A 15,243-nucleotide genomic window follows, 5' to 3' on the forward strand; every position below is an offset into this window, starting at 1 on the left:
AGGCGAGTCTCAGCGGTCGAGGTCGGCCAAGAGGAGTCCGCTGCGGGGCTTCGGCGTGAAGTAGGTGCTCTTGCGGGGCATCCGCCCGCCCGCCGCGTGGACGGCCAGGACCTGGGCGAGCGGCACCGGGGCGAGCCTGAGCACGGCGTCCACCTCGGTGTCCGGTGCGCGGCCCTCGGGCAGGGGGCGGACGTGGGTGCCCTCCGGGTCGAGGTGCAGGGCCTGGCGCAGCAAGAGCGTCTCGACCTGGGCGTGGTCGAGGGCGGTGGACGGCGGCAGGTCGACGCACAGGGTCCGGCCGTGGGTCTCGACGACCACCGAGCCCGGGTGCTCGGGCGGTGCCGCGGCGGCGACCTCGGTGACCTGCAGGCCGATGGCGCGCCAGGCGGCGCTGAGGGCGTCCGCGTCGAGGCCGGTGCCGGTGAGGACGCGGTGGTAGCCGCCGATGCGCAGGCCGGGGCCCGCGGTGACCAGCGCGAGCAGCCCACCCAGGTCGGCCGCGGCCGCGGCGGCGACGCGGTGGTTGCCGTCGGCGACCATCAGCGGGCGGGCGGCGACCACCGACAGCACGGCGTCCTGGATCGGGCCGGGGCCCAGCAGCCACACCCGGTGCCTGCGGCCACCGCTGTCCACTGTGGAGATCGCGGGCGCCCCGGCCGCGGCGATGGCCTGGTCGACGGTGTCGGTGAGCACCTGGCCGTCGACCACCGGGATCAGCAGCGCGGCACTGGTGGCGCACCCGAGTCCGGTGAGGACAGCGGCCCGCTCGGCCACGACCTCCGGGTAGACCTGCTCGCTGTGGCGCACCCACGACACCCCGTCCGCCCCGACCGCGGCCGGGTCGACCAGGCACAGCACGCCGGTGGCCGACCCGTCCGGACCGTCCACCCGGTAGGGCGCGATCACGTCCGCGACCGGCCGGTACGCGGTGCGGGTCAACTCCCGCAGCGTGCGCCGCGCCTCGGCGAGGACGTCGAGCAGGTCGTGCCCGGCGGCCAGCGCGGTCGGCGTGCGGTGCGGGTGCTGCACGGCCAGCAGCGACCCCCGGGTCCCCGGCCGCGCCAACGCCGCCACCACCCGGTCGGCGTCAGCGAACTCGTCGACATCCGGCCCGGGCACCTCGCCGCGGACCAGCCAACCCCGCCTGATCGGGCGGACCCACTCGGTCATGCCCGCTATCGTGCCGCACCCATGATCGCCCCCGCCAAACTCACGCCGCCTCGACCACCAGGTAGACCACCTCGGCGCCGCTCCCGTCGCGCACGAACCGGACAGAACGCCGCACATCGGTGTCCGCGGGCGTCACCCCCGTCGCGGGCTCCGGCTCCCACCCGGGGTCGGCATCACTCGCCGGATTCCGGAAAGCCCCCTGCACCGGCGCGGGTTCCGCCAACCCGTTGTCCTTCCTGAACCGGTCAACCGACCCGACCCTGACCCGCGCGGCCAGGTGCCACTCCTGGAAGTACGAGTACCACCCGGCCACCAGCTCATCGTCCTCGGCGAACACCAGGTCCGACACCTTGGACACTTCCCCCAAACCCACCCGCCGCGGCGGCTCCCCCAGGCCCACCCGCTCAGCAGGCGCCGACTGGCACCCGGCCACGAGCGCCAACACCACCACCCACCACATCCGCATACCGGTGGGAGCCCCTGATCCCGCACTCGGTTCCCACCCGGCACCGGTTCACACGGTGCGCGCCCTGGGGGCTACTTGCGGAAGAGGGCGCGGGCGATGATCTCGCGTTGGATCTCGGAGGTGCCCTCGTAGATCCGGGGGGCCCGGACCTCGCGGTAGAGGTGTTCGAGGAGGTGGCCGCGTTCCAGGGCCTGGGCGCCGTGGACCTGGATGGAGAGGTCGACGGCGTGCTGGGCGGTCTCGGTGGCGAAGAGCTTGGCCATGGCCGAGAGGGACGCGGTGGTGCCGGGGGCGGCGTCGTAGGCGGTGGCGGCGTCGTGGACCAGGAGGCGGGCGGCGTGCAGGCGGGTGGCCACGTCGGCCAGCTGGTGGGTGAGGCCCTGGAAGGTGGCGAGGGGTTTGCCGAAGGCGTGCCGGTGGGTGGCGTGGGCGATGGCGGCGTCGAGGGCGGCTTGGGCCATGCCGACGGCGAAGGCGCCGACGCTGGGGCGGAACATGTCGAGGGTGCGCATGGCGACCGACCAGCCGCCGTCGACCTCGCCGAGGACGTTCGCGCGGGGCACGCGGGCACCGGTGAAGCGCAGGCGGCCGATGGCGTGCGGAGCGAGCAGGTCGAGCTGCTCCCCGTCGAGGCCGGGGGTGTCGCGGGGGACGGCGAACGCGGTGATGCCCTTGGCGCCGGTGTCGCTGGTGCGGGCGAACACCGAGTAGACGTCGGCATCGGGGGCGTTCGAGATGTAGGTCTTCTCCCCGGTCAGCAGGAAGTCGTCACCATCGGGAACCGCCCGCAACAACAGGTGCGCCGCGTCCGAGCCCGCCTCCGGTTCCGTCAGCGCGAACCCCACCACGGCATCCCCAGCGGCCACCCGGGGAACCCAGTAGTCGACGATCGAGGCACTCCCCGCCAGCACGATCGGGTACGCACCCAACCCCTGCAACGCGAACGCCGTCTCCGCCTCGGTGCAGTGCCGCGCGAGCGCCTCCCGGATCACACACAGCACCAACGCTTTCGGGGTCTGGTCGAAGACCTCCGCCAACACCCCGTGCTCCGCCAGCGCCTTCACCAGCCCCCGGTTCACCCGCCCCGGCGCCCCCTGCTCGGCGGCCGTCCGCAGTGGACCCTGGGCCAGGGCTTCGCACCGCGCGCGCAGGTCGTCGAGTGAACTCACGCCGCACCCCCTGGGATCACGGCGGTGGCGACCAGCTCGATCAGGGCCTCGTCGTCGAACAGGCGGGTCACGCCGAGCAGGGCGACGGCTGGGTAGTGGCGGGTGAAGTGTTTGCGCCACAACGGGCCCAGCTCTGGGAGGGCGTCCTTGTACGCGGCCACGTCGGTCACGTAGATGATGAACGACACCAGGTGCGACGGCTGGGCTCCCGCTGCCGTCAGCGCGGACACGACGTTGCTCGCGGCCTGGTCGAATTGCTCCGCCATGGTCGTGCCGACGATCGCCCCGGCCGGATCCAGGGCCGTCTGGCCGCCCAGGTACACGGTGCTCCCCGGTGCCGCGACCACCGCGTGGGCGAAGCCCACCGGCGGGGCCAGGTCCGGTGCCGTCACGACGCGGTGCGGGGTCATCGGCCCCTCCAGACCGGGGGGCGGCCCGCCGACCAGGCCGCGTAGAACTCGGCGTGGTCGGTGGACTTCATCAGCAGGGCCTGGCTGATCGCCTCCAGTTCGATCGACGACGCCAGGTCCAGGTCCTGTTCGCGGGTCAGCAGCACCTTGGTCATGGAGTACGCCAGCGCGGGCCCGTCCGCGAGCCGGCGGGCCAGCGAGTCCGCCGCCGCGGGGAGATCGTCGACCACCGTGCCCAACCCGAGCTGCTCCGCCCTGGCCGCGTCGACCTTCTCGCCCAGGATCAGCAGTTCCGTCGCCCGCCCGAGCCCCACCAGCCGCGGCAACAGGTACGCCGAACCCATGTCGGCACCGGCCAGCCCGACCTTGGTGAACAGGAAAGAGAACGACGCTTCCTCTGCCAGCAAACGGAAATCCGCCGCCAGTGCCAGCACCGACCCCGCGCCCGCCGCGACCCCGTTCACCGCCGCGATCACCGGCATCGGGCACTCGCGCAGCGCCCGCACGACGGCCCCGGTCATCCGGGTGAACTCCAGCAGCTGCGCCGCCGCCATCGACTGGAGCTCGCCGATGATCTCCTCGACGTCCCCGCCCGAGCAGAACCCGCGCCCGGTTCCCCGCAGCACCAACACCTTCGCGTCACCGCGGTGCGGCAGCTCGGCCACCAGGTCGCGCAGGTCCGCGTACACGTCGAAGGTGAGCGCGTTCAGCTTCTCCGGCCGGTCCAGGGTCACCGTGGCGACCCCGTCCTCGACCGCGAACCCGAAGTGGCCCCACTCGCCGGTCACCCCGGGTGACGCCCGGAACGGGCTCATCGACTGCCTCCAACACCGGTCACTGGACTCCTCCTCCGTCGAGCACGAGCGACTGCCCGTTCACCGCGCCCGCCTCCGCCGCGGCCAGGAACACCACCGCGAACGCCACCTCGTCCGGTTCGAGCAACCGCCCCAGCGGGGATGCCGACGCCAGCGCGGCCTCCGCGTCCTCGGGTGTGCGCCCGGTCCGGTCCACAATGGTGCGCACCGCCTCGGCGGCGATGTCGGTGCGGGTGAACGTCGGGCACACCGCGTTCGACGTCACCCCGGTGCCCGCGACCTCCGCCGCGACCGCCCGCATGAGGCCGATCGCGGCGTGCTTGGCCGACGAGTACGCGGCGGTGTACCGCTGCCCGACCTTGCCCGCGGTGGACGCCACGAACACGACCCGCCCGGTGTCGCGCTCCAGCATCCGCGGCAACACCGCCCGGGTGCACAGGAACCCGCCCAGCGCGTTCACGTCGTGCTGCGTGCGCCACTGCGCGACCGTGGTCCTCGCCAGCGGCGCGCTCGAGGCGATCCCGGCGTTGTTGACCAGCACGTCGACCGGCCCGAGGTCGGCGAACAACGCCGACACCGCGGCTTCGTCGGTGACGTCGCAGTCGCCGCGGCCCAGCGCGAGCACCTCGTCGCCCGCGTCCCGGAACCGGGTCGCGATGGCCGCGCCGATGCCCCTGGTGCCACCGGTGATGACGACGCGTCTCATGAGGACACATCCAACGCGCGCAACGCCCTGCGGTCGAGCTTGCCGTTGGTGGTGCGGGGGAGAGTGGCCACGAAGACCACCCGTTCGGGGGTCTTGTGCGGCGACAACCGCTCGCGGACGAACCGGCGCAGGTCGTCCTCAGTGGCCTGTCCGGTGACCACCACGAACGCGTACGGCCGGATCAACCCGTCGCGGTTGTGCCCGAGGACGGCGCACTCCACGACATCCGGGTGCCCGATCAGGCAGTGCTCGATCTCGCTCGGTGCCACCCAGATCCCGCTGACCTTCAGCAGGTCGTCCGCGCGGCCCCGGTAGTGGAACTCGCCATCGGGATCGCGCACGACCAAGTCTCCCGTGTGGACGGTGTCGTCCCCCGGGAAGGTGGTCGCGGACTTCGCCGGGTCGCCCACGTACTCGGATGCCGCCGTGGCGCCGGTGATCTCCAGCGTCCCGACCTCACCGTCCGGGACCTCGACACCGTCCGGGTCGACCACGCGCGCGGTGTAGCCGGGGACCAGGGACCCGATGCTGCCGGTTTTGGCCGCGCCGGGCCGGTTGGAGATGTAGATGTGGTATGCCTCCGACGAGCCGATCCCGTCGATCACCTCGACGCCGAAGGTGGTGTCCCACTTGCGGTGCAGCTCGGGCGGCAGCGCCTCGCCCGCCGACGTGCACAGCCGAAGGCAGCTCAGGTCCTGGTCGGCGGCCAGCGGGTGCGCGACCATCGCGGCCATCATCGTCGGCACGTTCACCAGCACGGTCGGCCGGTACCGGGCGATCAACGCGAAGACCCGCTCCGGCGTGGTGCGCTCCGGGAACACGATCCCGGCGCCGCCGACCCCGAACGGGAACAACGCCGTCAGGTCCCGCGCGTAGCCGAAGAACAGCTTCGGCACCGGCAGCACGATGTCGTCCTCGGTCAGGCCCAGCACACCGCGCGCGTACCACTTGTGGCTGTTGAGCGGACTGCGGACACCGTGCGGACAGGCTTTCGGCGCACCGGTGCTGCCGGTGGTGAACTTCCACAGCGCCACGGCCCCCTCGGCGCGTGGCACAGGGTCCAAAGTGGACTCAGCGCCCAACGCCAGCGCGTCGAGGTCGTGCTCGGTGGAACGCAACTCGCCCGCGCCGACTACCAGAACGGTCCGATCCTGGACGCCCGCCTCGCGGAGCCGGTCGAGCGTGAGGGAGTCGGCGATGATCACGGTGGCGTCGGTGTAGTCGAGGAAGTACGCGTAGTCCTTGGCGGTCAGGAAGGTGTAGACCTCGGCGGTGATGGCGCCGACCTTCTGCGCCGCGTACCAGGCGGCGACGAACTCGACGCCGTCGGACAGGGCTAACAGCACCCGATCCCCGGGTGCGACGCCGAACCCGAGCAGGACGTTGCCGATCCGGTTGGTGAGCGCGGCGAGGTCGGCGTAGCTGGTGGGGCCGGTCGGGCCGAGCAGGGCTGGGCGGTCCGACCGGCCCTGGTCGAGGTTGCGGTCGAGGAAGTGGCTTGCGAGGTCGAGCTGCGTCGGCGGCACCGTGCTCCTCTCAACTCACCTGGTCGCGGATGGCCTCGACCAGCAACTCGGTCAACCGGGCGAACGTGTCGCGCCCCTCGTCGGCACTCGCCTCGGCCGGGGCGCCGCAGTAGGCGTCCCCCATGCCCATCTCGGCGAACCCGTGCGCCCCGGCCCCCATCGCGGCGGGCATGTCGACCCGCAGCGGGGGAAGGGTCGCCATCACGTCTGTGTCGACGAGTTCGGGGCGGTCGGCGAGCACGAGCGAGGTCTCGTACCGGCCCGCGTGGCAGGAGCCGGACTGGAACTCCTCGGTCAACCGGGTGACGGCCGCGCGACGGAGCAGGTCGAGGTAGGTGGTGCGGATCCCCTTGTCGGCCAACGTCCTCACGGCGGTCCGCAGCGCCGTCACATGCCCGGGCTCGAAGTGGTTGTTGACGACGACGACCCTGGGGAAGCCCTGCGCGGCCAACGACGAGCAGATCTCGACCACCAACCGCCCCAGCGTCTCCGCGCTGATCCCCACCGCTCCCGCGAACCCGGCCCCGAACTCGGTGACCCCGTAGGAAAGCGCGGGCAGCACCTTCACCGTGACCGGATCCCCGGCGAACCGCTCGGCCGCCCGCGTGCACATCCCCGCCGAGATGAGCGGATCGGTGTCCAGCGGCGCGTGCGGCCCGTGCGGCTCCACGGCTCCGACCGGCAGCAGCAAGACGGTCGTGCCTTCCCGCAGGGCGGCGGCTTGCGGTGAGGTGAGGTCCGCGAACTGGTGGCTCACGGCGCCTCCGTGAGCACGCACAGGTCGGCTCGCCCAGCGGCGACAACGGTGTTGACCTCGTCGAGCGTGGTCAGGTACCCGCCCACGAGCGTGGGGATGCCCGCCTCGTTGCGGACGCGGTCGGACAGGGTGGTCAGGTAGCCGCGCCGGTAGTCGGGCCGGAAGTCCGGGGTGGTGTGGCCCGCGCGGACGTGGACGAGGTCGGTGCCGTGGGCGTGGAGTCGGCGGGCGAAGGCGATGCCGTCCGCGATCGTTGTGCCGCCGGGAGACCAGTCGGTCACCGTGAGTCGGACGGACAGGGTGCGGGGGAAGGCCGCGCGGACGGCGTCGAGCACCGACAGCGGGAACTTGTGCCGGTCACCCCACTCGTCGGTGCGGCGGTTCGTCAGGGGCGACAGGAACCCGGCGAGCAGGTGCCCCTCCGCCATGTCCAGCTCCAGCAAGGCGAATCCGGCCTCGGCGGCCCGCGCCGCGTGATCGGCGAACGCCTGCCGGACCTCGTCCAGGTCGGTCAACTCCACCGGCACCGGCGCGCCGGGTCCGTACGGCACAGCGGAAGCGGCGATTGGCTCGGCCCCACGCGCGCCGAAGTGCGTCAGCCGAACCCCGAGCGGCGCGTCGATCCCGGCCCAAGCCTCCAACGGAAGAGAATCCTGCCCCGTGACCCCGACGGGCCCCGTGAGCACGAGTCCGTACCCGTCCACGGCCCTCGCGGCAGCTTCGTCCGGTGTGGACACCTCGGCCACCAACCGGTTCGCGAACTCCTTGAACGGCGCGAACACCGGCGGCGGTGCGATGGCCCGACCGGCGATCCACGAGTCGACCCGCCGTACCAAGCGGGGATCGCGCTGCGCCAGGTTCGCGTGCGTGACCCGTCCGCTGCGGGTCAGCAGGTTCACCGCGAACTGCACGGGCTCGAACGACGTGTAGTTCGCCGTGCGCCCGAAGTACGCCGCGCTCTCCGCCGCCGCCTGCTGGAAGCGCTCCACGGCAGGCTGGCGCTCCAGCTCGTAGTCCGTCAGCGCTGCCTCAAGCGAAGGCGTGCGGGCCAGCGAGTTCGCCAGCGCGATCGCGTCCTCCATGGCCAGCTTCGTGCCGGAGCCGATGGAGAAGTGCGCGGTGTGCGCGGCGTCACCCAGCAGCACCAGGTTCCCCCTGTGCCAGCTCCCGCACCGCACCAGCGGGAAGTCCAGCCACAGCGAGCGGTTCGACCGCAGCGTCGCCCCCGCGAGGTCGTCGGCGAACAGCCGCTCGCAGAACGCGATGCTCTCCTGCTCGGAGGCGGTGTCGAGCCCCGCGCGCCGCCACACCGGCTCCGCGCACTCCACGATCCAGGTGCTGGTGTGCTCGTCGAACGGGTACGCGTGCGCCTGGAACAGCCCGAACTCGGTCTCCCGGAACGCGAAGGTGAACGCGTCGAGCACCAGGTCCGTGCCGAACCACACGTACTTGCCGCCCTGCGTGGACACCTTCGCGCGGAAGTGCCGCTGCCGGGTCCTGCTGTTCGCGCCGTCGGCCGCCACCCGCAGGTCGGCGTCCGGCGGTTCGTCCACCTCGGACCCGAAGCGCAGGTCGGCGCCCAGCTCGATGGCCCTGGCCTGCAGGATCGCCAGCAGGTGCCGCCGGGCGATGGCGGTGAACGAGTGGCCGGTGGAGCGCACGACCTGGCCGCGGTGGCGGATGTCGATGGTCGACCAGCGGGCGAACGAGTCGGTGATCTCCAGGTGCGTCGGCGGGTCGGCGTCGCGCAGCGCGCCCAGCGTCTCCTCGGAGAACACCACGCCCCAGCCGAACGTGGCGTCCGGGGCGTTGCGCTCGTGCACGGTGACGGTGTGGCCCGCCTTGCGCAGCAGGATCGCCAGGTACAGCCCGGCCGGTCCGGCACCGAGGATCGAGACGTCCATCAGATCGCCTCGGCCAGTCGGTCGATGTCGGCGACGTCGAGCGTGGTGGGGAACAGGATCAGCTCGTCGCAACCCGCGTCGGCGTAACCGCGGATGTAGTCCTTGATGGCCCGCACGCTGGTCAACGCGCCCGCCGCGATCTTGTCGGCGAACGGACCGGTGAAGGCGTAGTAGTCGCTCAGGTAGTCCCGCCCGCGATCCGGGTCGCTCACCGCGAGATACCCCTGACCCCACAACACAGGCTGGCCAGACCTGCCGTGGTCGTACCAGGCGGCCCTGGCCTTGGTCGCCGCCGACGCGAACGCCCTCGGCGGACCACCACCATGCGCGTACCCGTCGGCGTAACGGGCCATGCGCGCCAACGCGGAGCCGGAACTGCCGCCCACCAGGATGTCCATTGAGGACTCGCCGTCCGCGCGCAACGCGGCCAGCTGCGTCGACAGCGCGGCGCCACGGGTGGACGGGTCGACACCGGCGGCCGCGTAGTCGTCGTGCCTGGCGCCGATGCCGAGACCGAGGGTGAACCGCCCGCCCGACACCTCGTGCACCGACTGCGCCTGCTTGGCCAGCACGCCGGGGGAGCGCAGCGGCCCGATCGCGATCATCGTGGCCAGCCCGATCCGCTCCGTCACCGCCGCGGCCGCGGTCAGCGCGATGAACGGGTCGACGCTGTCGTAGCGCAGCCGGTCGAGCACCGCGAGCGTGGCCAACCCCGCCGCCTCGGCGCGACGGGCCCAGTCGAGCAGGGTCCCGCCGTCGCGGGCGGGGACCGTGTTGGGGAGTCCGATACCGACCTTCACCAGCGTCACACCCTTGTGGCCGGGGTCACTGGCGAAAACGTTACGGTTGATCCCGCTTAGGTGTCAACTAAGCTCACCCCCATGTTCGACGCCGCGCCGCAGGACCTCGTGCTGACCATCCTCGGCGCCCACCTGCGCCCCCGCGAGCGCACCACGGTCTGGTCCGGCGGCCTGGTCTCACTACTGGGCGAGTTCGGCTCCACCCCCGGCGCCGCCCGGGTCGCCCTGACCCGGCTCGTGCGCCGCGACCTGCTCGAACGCGTCCGCGACGGCCGGATGGTGCACTACCGGATCACCCCGCGCGCCGCCGCCGTGCTCGCCGAGGGTGACCGCCGGATCTTCAGCCTGGGCAGCCGGACCAGCGACGCGGGACAGTGGACCGTGCTCTGGCACGCCATCCCCGAGGACCAGCGGGTCGCCAGGGCCAGGCTGGTGCGCAGGCTGCGCTTCCTGGGCTTCGGCTCGGTCCAGGACGGCACCTGGCTGGCCCCGCACGACCGCGCCGCCGAGGTCGCCGCCCTGCTGGCCGACCTCGGCGTCGCCACGCACGCCGGGGTCCTGGTCGGCGCCCCGGCCGCCGTGCCGGACTTCGCCGACTTCGTCACCCGGGTGTGGGACCTCGACGCCCTGGAACGGCGCTACCGCGACTTCGTCACCGAGTTCGCCGACCGCGACCCGGACCCCGACCCGGCCACCGCCTTCGGCTTACGCGTGCGGCTCACCCACGCCTACCGCCAGTTCGCGCTGCTCGACCCGGAACTGCCCGAGGGCATCGCCCCGCCACCGCCGCACCGGCGGGCCGCGGTCGCGCTGTTCCACGACACCTACCCCGCGCTGGCCGAGCAGGCCCAGCGCCACTTCGACGGAGCGATGACCCCGTGACCGAGACCGGCACCAGCCCTGCCGATACGGCAGCCGCCCTCACCTACACGTCCTACCTCGCCCTCGACGAGGTCCTCACCGCCCAGCGCCCGCGCTCCGACGAGCACGACGAGCTGCTGTTCATCGTCATCCACCAGGTCTACGAGCTGTGGTTCAAGCAGCTGCTGCACGAGCTGATCCACCTGCAGGCCGTGCTGCTCAAGGGCGACACCGCGCACGCCACCCGGGTGCTGCGCCGGGTGCTCACCATCCTCAAGGTGATCGTCGCCCAGATCGACGTGCTGGAGACGATGACCCCGCGCCAGTTCACCAGCTTCCGGGCCAGGCTCGACGCCTCCAGCGGCTTCCAGTCCGCCCAGTTCCGCGAGCTGGAGGCCGTGCTGGGCCGCCGCGACCGGCGGGCGTTCGCGCACTACCCGGAGGGCGGCGAGCAGCGCGCCCGCATCAGCGACGCCATGTCGCGGCCGTCGCTGTTCGACTCGTTCCTGGCCTACCTGGTCAAGCACGGCTACACCGTCCCGTCGGACGTGCTCGACCGCGACGTCAGCCTGCCCGCCGAACCCTCGCCGGAGCTGCAGCGGGTCCTGCTGGCGGTCTACGCCGACGACGGCGGGCCGTCCACGGTCGCCGAATACCTCGTCGACCTCGATGAAGGCCTCCAGGAATGGCGGTACCGGCACGTGAAGATGGTCGAGCGCACGATCGGCACCAAGCAGGGCACCGGCGGGTCCGCGGGCGCGGCCTACCTGCGCGGCACCCTGTTCGACCCCGCGTTCCCCGACCTGTGGGCCGTGCGGAGCGAGCTGTGAGCGACCTCGCCGCGCACTACACCCGGTTCCGCGTGGCGGACCGGCTGCTGCTGACCGGGCACTCGCACCAGGCGTGGCCGGATGTCGCGCTGGAGGGCCAGGTCGAGGCCTTCGACGACGCGGCGCTGGAGGTGGACGACAAGTGGGGGCGCGCGTTCGCCAAGGCGGACCGGGTGCGGGCCGCGTACGGCGAGCTGCTCGGCGACCCGGGCGGCGACATCGCGCTGGGGGCCAACACGCACGAGCTGGTGGTGCGCTTCCTGTCCGCTGTCGACATCACCGGGCGGCCGAAGCTGGTGACCACCGATGGCGAGTTCCACACGCTGCGCAGGCAGCTGGGCAGGCTCGCCGAGGAGTTCGTCCGGATCGTCCGGGTTCCCGCCGAGCCCGCGGACACGCTCGCCGAGCGGCTGGCGTCCGAAGTGGACGATCGGACGGCGGCGGTGCTGGTGTCGTCGGTGCTGTTCGAGACGTCGCGGATCGTGCCGGGGCTGGGTGCGGTGGCTGCTGCTTGTGAGCGGCACGGCGCGGAATTGCTCGTCGACGCGTACCACGCCCTTGGTGTCGTGCCGTTCGACTTCGACGGGCTCGCGGACGCGTGGATCGTTGGTGGCGGCTACAAGTACCTGCAACTCGGGGAGGGCAACTGCTTCCTGCGGCTGCCCGCGCACGCGCAGCAGACCCGTCCGGTGATCACCGGGTGGTTCGCCGAGTTCGACGCCCTCGCCGATGAACGCGACCCGACGCTCGTCGCGTACGGGCCGGGCGCGACCAGGTTCGCCGGGTCCACCTACGACCCGACCAGCCACTACCGGGCCGCGCGGGTGCTGGACTTCTTCGCTGAACAGGATCTCACCCCGGCTCGGCTGCGGGAGATCTCGCTGCACCAGAACGGCGTGCTGGCGTCGGCGTTCGACGAGCTGGGACTGCCGGACCCCGTCGTGACCCGCGACCGGGACACGCCGCGCGAGCGGTTCGCGGGGTTCCTGTCGCTGGTCTCACCCCGTGCGCAGGAGTTTCAACGCGTGTTGGCGCAACGGGGTGTGCTCACCGACAGCCGGGGCGTCCACCTGCGGTTCGGGCCCGCGCCGTACCTGCGCGACGACCAACTCCGGGCGGCCATCGGCGTGCTGGGGGAGATCGCGACCTGAGCGGGGTGCCGCGCGGCGACCTAGGATCGCCGCGTGGCGGAGGAGAAGGAGGAGAGCACCCTCACCGTGGTGCTCGCCGGGTCGGTCAACCTGCTGATCGCGGTGCTGAAACTGGTCGCCGGGCTGGTCACCGGCTCGGCGGCGATGCTGTCGGAGGCCGTGCACTCGTTCGCCGACACGATCACCGAGGCGCTGCTGCTGACCGCGCTGCGCGTCTCCCGCCGCCCGGCCGACCGCGCGCACCCGTTCGGCTACGGCAAGGCCCGGTACTTCTGGTCCCTGCTCGCCGCCGTGTCGATCTTCGCGTCGGGGGCGATGTTCGCGCTGTACGAGGGGATCTCGACGGTCTTCGGCGAGGCGGAGGAGCAGACCTCGCCGCTGGTGGCGTACCTGGTGCTGGCGGGGGCGTTCGCGCTGGAGTCGGTGTCCTGGGGGCAGGCCCTGCGCCAGGTCCGGCGGGACGCGGCCGAGCAGGGGCGCACGTTCCGGCACCAGCTGCGCTTCAGCGACGACCCGACGGCGACGACGGTGTTCTACGAGGATTCGGCCGCGTTGTCCGGTTTGCTGCTGGCCTTCGCCGGGGTGGGGCTGCACCAGCTGACCGGCGAGTCGCTGTGGGACGGGGTGGCCTCCATCGCCATCGGCGTGCTGCTGGCCGGGGTCGCGTTCCTGCTGGGACGGGCCAACGCCGCGCTGCTCATCGGCCGCCAAGCCGCGCCGGACCTGGTGTTCGGCATCCGCGACCACCTGTCCGCCGCGCCCGAGGTGGACGCCGTGGTGGACCTGCAAACCATGCTCATCGGCACCGACAGCGTCCTCGTCTGCGCCCGCGTCGACTTCGACGACACCCTGACCGCCGGTGAGCTCGAACGCGTCTGCGTGCGCCTGGCCGCGGAACTCCAATCGGCGCACAACGACGTCACCGAGGTCTTCATCGAACCCGTCCCCCGCAGCAACACCGACCTCCGCGCCGCAGTCCTGGCCCGCTACGGCGAACGCCCCGGCCTGTCCACACCAGACTCCGACGCCTCCACAGTGGACGATGGACCCGTCGCGTAGCAGGACTTTGGGGGCGGGTGAAACCGGCGGTGAAGGTGGACCTTGGCGGGATCGCCTTCGCCGTGCGCTTGTCCTCCGCGTGATTGCCTACCTCCGGCCACGGCGAGCCCGAGCGAATCGCCTGCTGGGCGGGCCCACGGGGTTCGCGCCGCCCGCGGGGGACATGGGTCACACGCGGGTGAACCAGGCGGTGAAGGTGGTGCGGCCGTCGGTGACGGCGAGGTTCACCTCTTCGGCGAGGGCGCGGACGATGGCCATGCCCCGGCCCGCGAGGACGACGCCGGAGGCGGGGACGCGCCAGCCCGCCTCGTCCACCACCGTCACCACGACCACGTCGTCGTCGAGGTGGGCGCTGACGCCCAGGACGGTGGCCGCTCTGCCCGCCCGGCCGTTGTTGGCGATGGCGTTGCTCATCGCCTCGTCGGCCGACCACACGGCGTCGTCGCACGTGTGCTCCGGGACGCCGGACCCGGTGAGCCAGTCGCGCAGGGCGTGCCGCGCCAGGTGCAACTGACCGGGTTCGGCTGGCACCGCCACCGACCACACCGCCATCTCCGTCATGCTCCGGGAATACCTCGCTGGTCGAGGGTGAAACGGGCGCCTCGGGGTGAACCGGTCAGGCGGCGTCGGAGCCGACCAGCTCCCAGCGGTGCTCGCGCAGCGCCAGCAGCAGGCCCTCGGTGGTCGACCACGGGCTGACGGTCACCGCGTCGTGCCCGGTCACCTCCATCAGCGCCCGCGCCGCCACCGCGCCTGCCAGCGACTGGCCCGCGCGGTGCCGGGAGATGCCCGGCAGCTTCGCCCGCCTGCGGGTCGACAGCGCCGCCAGCCGGGGGATCCACCGGTCGAGGTCGGACACCCGCACCGTGCGGCGGCCCGCGAGCTTGGCCAGGCCGCCGAACACCTTCGAGCAGCCCACCGCCTGCCCCCGGTGCAGCGCGGCCAGGTCGCGGGCGGTGAGCGCGTCGCGGATCAGGTCCTCGACCAGGTCCTCGCGGTGCGCCAGGCCCAGCGCGGTCAGCGCGCGGGCACCGTAGGGCAGCGACGTGGCGACCTGCGGCTGGTCGGCCGACCCGGTCGCCAGCTCCACCGTCCCGCCGCCGACGTCGAGCACGGTGAGCCTGCCCTGCTGGCCCGACCACCGCCGGGCCGCCAGGTACGCCAGCTCGGCCTCCTGCTCGCCGGTGAACGTGCGCAGGGTCATGCCGGTGCGGCGCTGGATCTCGCGCACCGCCACCTCGGCGTTGGCCGCGTCCCGCACCGAGGACGTCGCGAACGGCAGGAACTCGCCGACCGGCACCCCGGCCCGCCGCACCCGCCTGCGCACCGCCGCGATGGCCGCCGCGATCGCGTCGATGCCCTCTTCGCGCAGGTTGCCCTTGTCGTCGTAGGCCCGGTCGAGCCGCAGCGGCACCTTGTCCGAGTGCACGGGCTGCAACGGGGAGCCCTGGCCGCCGGTGACCACGACCAGGTGCGCGCTGAAGCAGCCGACGTCGAGCACACCGACGGTGTCTTCGCGCATGGGCTGGTCCTCTGTTCCCCGGGGGTCACCTGGCGTATCAGTGCTGTGAAATGAATTGTTACCCATAACCCGGATCGGGCAAACCTCAGATCCCGGG

16 protein-coding genes are annotated in these 15,243 nt (G+C 72.5%); 4 read left to right on the forward strand and 12 right to left on the reverse strand.

The annotated features are described in order from the left end of the window. Window positions 1-9 precede the first annotated feature (9 nt). The 10 genes from BMY07_RS02070 to BMY07_RS02115 all read right to left on the reverse strand — a co-directional run bounded on the left by BMY07_RS02070 (window position 10) and on the right by BMY07_RS02115 (window position 9,723). Window positions 10-1,170 (reverse strand): DUF1015 family protein, encoded by a 1,161-nt coding sequence (locus tag BMY07_RS02070; protein ID WP_092774650.1) that lies wholly within the window; start codon window positions 1,168-1,170, stop codon window positions 10-12. Between the two features lie 40 nt (window positions 1,171-1,210). Then, window positions 1,211-1,636, reverse strand: a complete 426-nt coding sequence (locus BMY07_RS02075) for a hypothetical protein (RefSeq protein ID WP_092774651.1) — start codon at window positions 1,634-1,636, stop codon at window positions 1,211-1,213. Window positions 1,637-1,707: 71 nt separating this feature from the next. Next, entirely contained in the window at window positions 1,708-2,805 is a 1,098-nt protein-coding gene (locus BMY07_RS02080; RefSeq protein WP_092774652.1) for an acyl-CoA dehydrogenase family protein, read from the reverse strand. Then, window positions 2,802-3,215 (reverse strand): RidA family protein, encoded by a 414-nt coding sequence (locus BMY07_RS02085; RefSeq protein WP_092774653.1) that lies wholly within the window; start codon window positions 3,213-3,215, stop codon window positions 2,802-2,804. Before BMY07_RS02085 ends, BMY07_RS02080 begins: the two co-directional genes overlap by 4 nt. Then, on the reverse strand, window positions 3,212-4,030 hold the full coding sequence (locus BMY07_RS02090; protein WP_092774654.1) for an enoyl-CoA hydratase family protein: 819 nt from the start codon (window positions 4,028-4,030) through the stop codon (window positions 3,212-3,214). The genes BMY07_RS02085 and BMY07_RS02090 overlap by 4 nt, the downstream gene beginning before the upstream one ends. A gap of 19 nt (window positions 4,031-4,049) precedes the next feature. Next, entirely contained in the window at window positions 4,050-4,736 is a 687-nt protein-coding gene (locus tag BMY07_RS02095) for an SDR family NAD(P)-dependent oxidoreductase (protein ID WP_092774655.1), read from the reverse strand. Beyond that, window positions 4,733-6,262 (reverse strand): benzoate-CoA ligase family protein, encoded by a 1,530-nt coding sequence (locus BMY07_RS02100; RefSeq protein ID WP_092774656.1) that lies wholly within the window; start codon window positions 6,260-6,262, stop codon window positions 4,733-4,735. The genes BMY07_RS02095 and BMY07_RS02100 overlap by 4 nt, the downstream gene beginning before the upstream one ends. A 10-nt stretch (window positions 6,263-6,272) precedes the next feature. After that, window positions 6,273-7,019: a creatininase family protein gene (locus BMY07_RS02105; RefSeq protein ID WP_092774657.1), complete on the reverse strand. Its 747-nt coding sequence runs from the start codon at window positions 7,017-7,019 to the stop codon at window positions 6,273-6,275. Beyond that, window positions 7,016-8,923, reverse strand: a complete 1,908-nt coding sequence (locus BMY07_RS02110; protein WP_092774658.1) for an FAD-dependent monooxygenase — start codon at window positions 8,921-8,923, stop codon at window positions 7,016-7,018. The genes BMY07_RS02105 and BMY07_RS02110 overlap by 4 nt, the downstream gene beginning before the upstream one ends. After that, window positions 8,923-9,723 carry an LLM class flavin-dependent oxidoreductase gene (locus BMY07_RS02115; protein ID WP_177215383.1) on the reverse strand — a complete coding sequence of 267 codons (801 nt, stop codon included), beginning with the start codon at window positions 9,721-9,723 and terminating at the stop codon, window positions 8,923-8,925. Before BMY07_RS02115 ends, BMY07_RS02110 begins: the two co-directional genes overlap by 1 nt. 81 nt (window positions 9,724-9,804) lie before the next feature. Here BMY07_RS02115 and BMY07_RS02120 point away from each other — a divergent pair, with 81 nt between their 5' ends. Genes BMY07_RS02120 through BMY07_RS02135 form a run of 4 tightly spaced genes read left to right on the forward strand, consistent with a single transcriptional unit; the run spans window position 9,805 to window position 13,624 of the window. Further along, window positions 9,805-10,605 carry a PaaX family transcriptional regulator gene (locus tag BMY07_RS02120; protein WP_092774660.1) on the forward strand — a complete coding sequence of 267 codons (801 nt, stop codon included), beginning with the start codon at window positions 9,805-9,807 and terminating at the stop codon, window positions 10,603-10,605. After that, on the forward strand, window positions 10,602-11,414 hold the full coding sequence (locus BMY07_RS02125) for a tryptophan 2,3-dioxygenase (protein ID WP_092774661.1): 813 nt from the start codon (window positions 10,602-10,604) through the stop codon (window positions 11,412-11,414). The genes BMY07_RS02120 and BMY07_RS02125 overlap by 4 nt, the downstream gene beginning before the upstream one ends. Next, window positions 11,411-12,565 (forward strand): aminotransferase class V-fold PLP-dependent enzyme, encoded by a 1,155-nt coding sequence (locus BMY07_RS02130; protein ID WP_092774662.1) that lies wholly within the window; start codon window positions 11,411-11,413, stop codon window positions 12,563-12,565. Before BMY07_RS02125 ends, BMY07_RS02130 begins: the two co-directional genes overlap by 4 nt. A 33-nt stretch (window positions 12,566-12,598) precedes the next feature. After that, window positions 12,599-13,624 (forward strand): cation diffusion facilitator family transporter, encoded by a 1,026-nt coding sequence (locus BMY07_RS02135; protein ID WP_092774663.1) that lies wholly within the window; start codon window positions 12,599-12,601, stop codon window positions 13,622-13,624. A gap of 168 nt (window positions 13,625-13,792) precedes the next feature. On the opposite strand, the gene BMY07_RS02140 is transcribed toward BMY07_RS02135, so the two are convergent. Both BMY07_RS02140 and BMY07_RS02145 read right to left on the reverse strand, forming a co-directional pair. After that, complete coding sequence (locus tag BMY07_RS02140; RefSeq protein WP_092774664.1) at window positions 13,793-14,185, reverse strand: ATP-binding protein; 393 nt, start codon at window positions 14,183-14,185, stop codon at window positions 13,793-13,795. Window positions 14,186-14,240: 55 nt separating this feature from the next. Continuing rightward, entirely contained in the window at window positions 14,241-15,146 is a 906-nt protein-coding gene (locus tag BMY07_RS02145) for a Ppx/GppA phosphatase family protein (RefSeq protein ID WP_092774665.1), read from the reverse strand. Between the last annotated feature and the right edge of the window lie 97 nt (window positions 15,147-15,243).

Origin of the sequence: Actinokineospora terrae (genome assembly GCF_900111175.1) — a bacterium.
GTDB lineage: Bacteria > Actinomycetota > Actinomycetes > Mycobacteriales > Pseudonocardiaceae > Actinokineospora > Actinokineospora terrae.

What these genes read in the sequence shown, in the direction of transcription:
- BMY07_RS02095 (WP_092774655.1), bottom strand. Translation starts at nt 4,736, where the DNA reads ATGAGACGCGTCGTCATCACCGGTGGCACCAGGGGCATCGGCGCGGCC.
- BMY07_RS02075 (WP_092774651.1), bottom strand. Translation starts at nt 1,636, where the DNA reads ATGCGGATGTGGTGGGTGGTGGTGTTGGCGCTCGTGGCCGGGTGCCAG.
- BMY07_RS02145 (WP_092774665.1), bottom strand. Translation starts at nt 15,146, where the DNA reads ATGCGCGAAGACACCGTCGGTGTGCTCGACGTCGGCTGCTTCAGCGCG.
- BMY07_RS02140 (WP_092774664.1), bottom strand. Translation starts at nt 14,185, where the DNA reads ATGACGGAGATGGCGGTGTGGTCGGTGGCGGTGCCAGCCGAACCCGGT.
- BMY07_RS02085 (WP_092774653.1), bottom strand. Translation starts at nt 3,215, where the DNA reads ATGACCCCGCACCGCGTCGTGACGGCACCGGACCTGGCCCCGCCGGTG.
- BMY07_RS02120 (WP_092774660.1), top strand. Translation starts at nt 9,805, where the DNA reads ATGTTCGACGCCGCGCCGCAGGACCTCGTGCTGACCATCCTCGGCGCC.
- BMY07_RS02090 (WP_092774654.1), bottom strand. Translation starts at nt 4,030, where the DNA reads ATGAGCCCGTTCCGGGCGTCACCCGGGGTGACCGGCGAGTGGGGCCAC.
- BMY07_RS02110 (WP_092774658.1), bottom strand. Translation starts at nt 8,923, where the DNA reads ATGGACGTCTCGATCCTCGGTGCCGGACCGGCCGGGCTGTACCTGGCG.
- BMY07_RS02070 (WP_092774650.1), bottom strand. Translation starts at nt 1,170, where the DNA reads ATGACCGAGTGGGTCCGCCCGATCAGGCGGGGTTGGCTGGTCCGCGGC.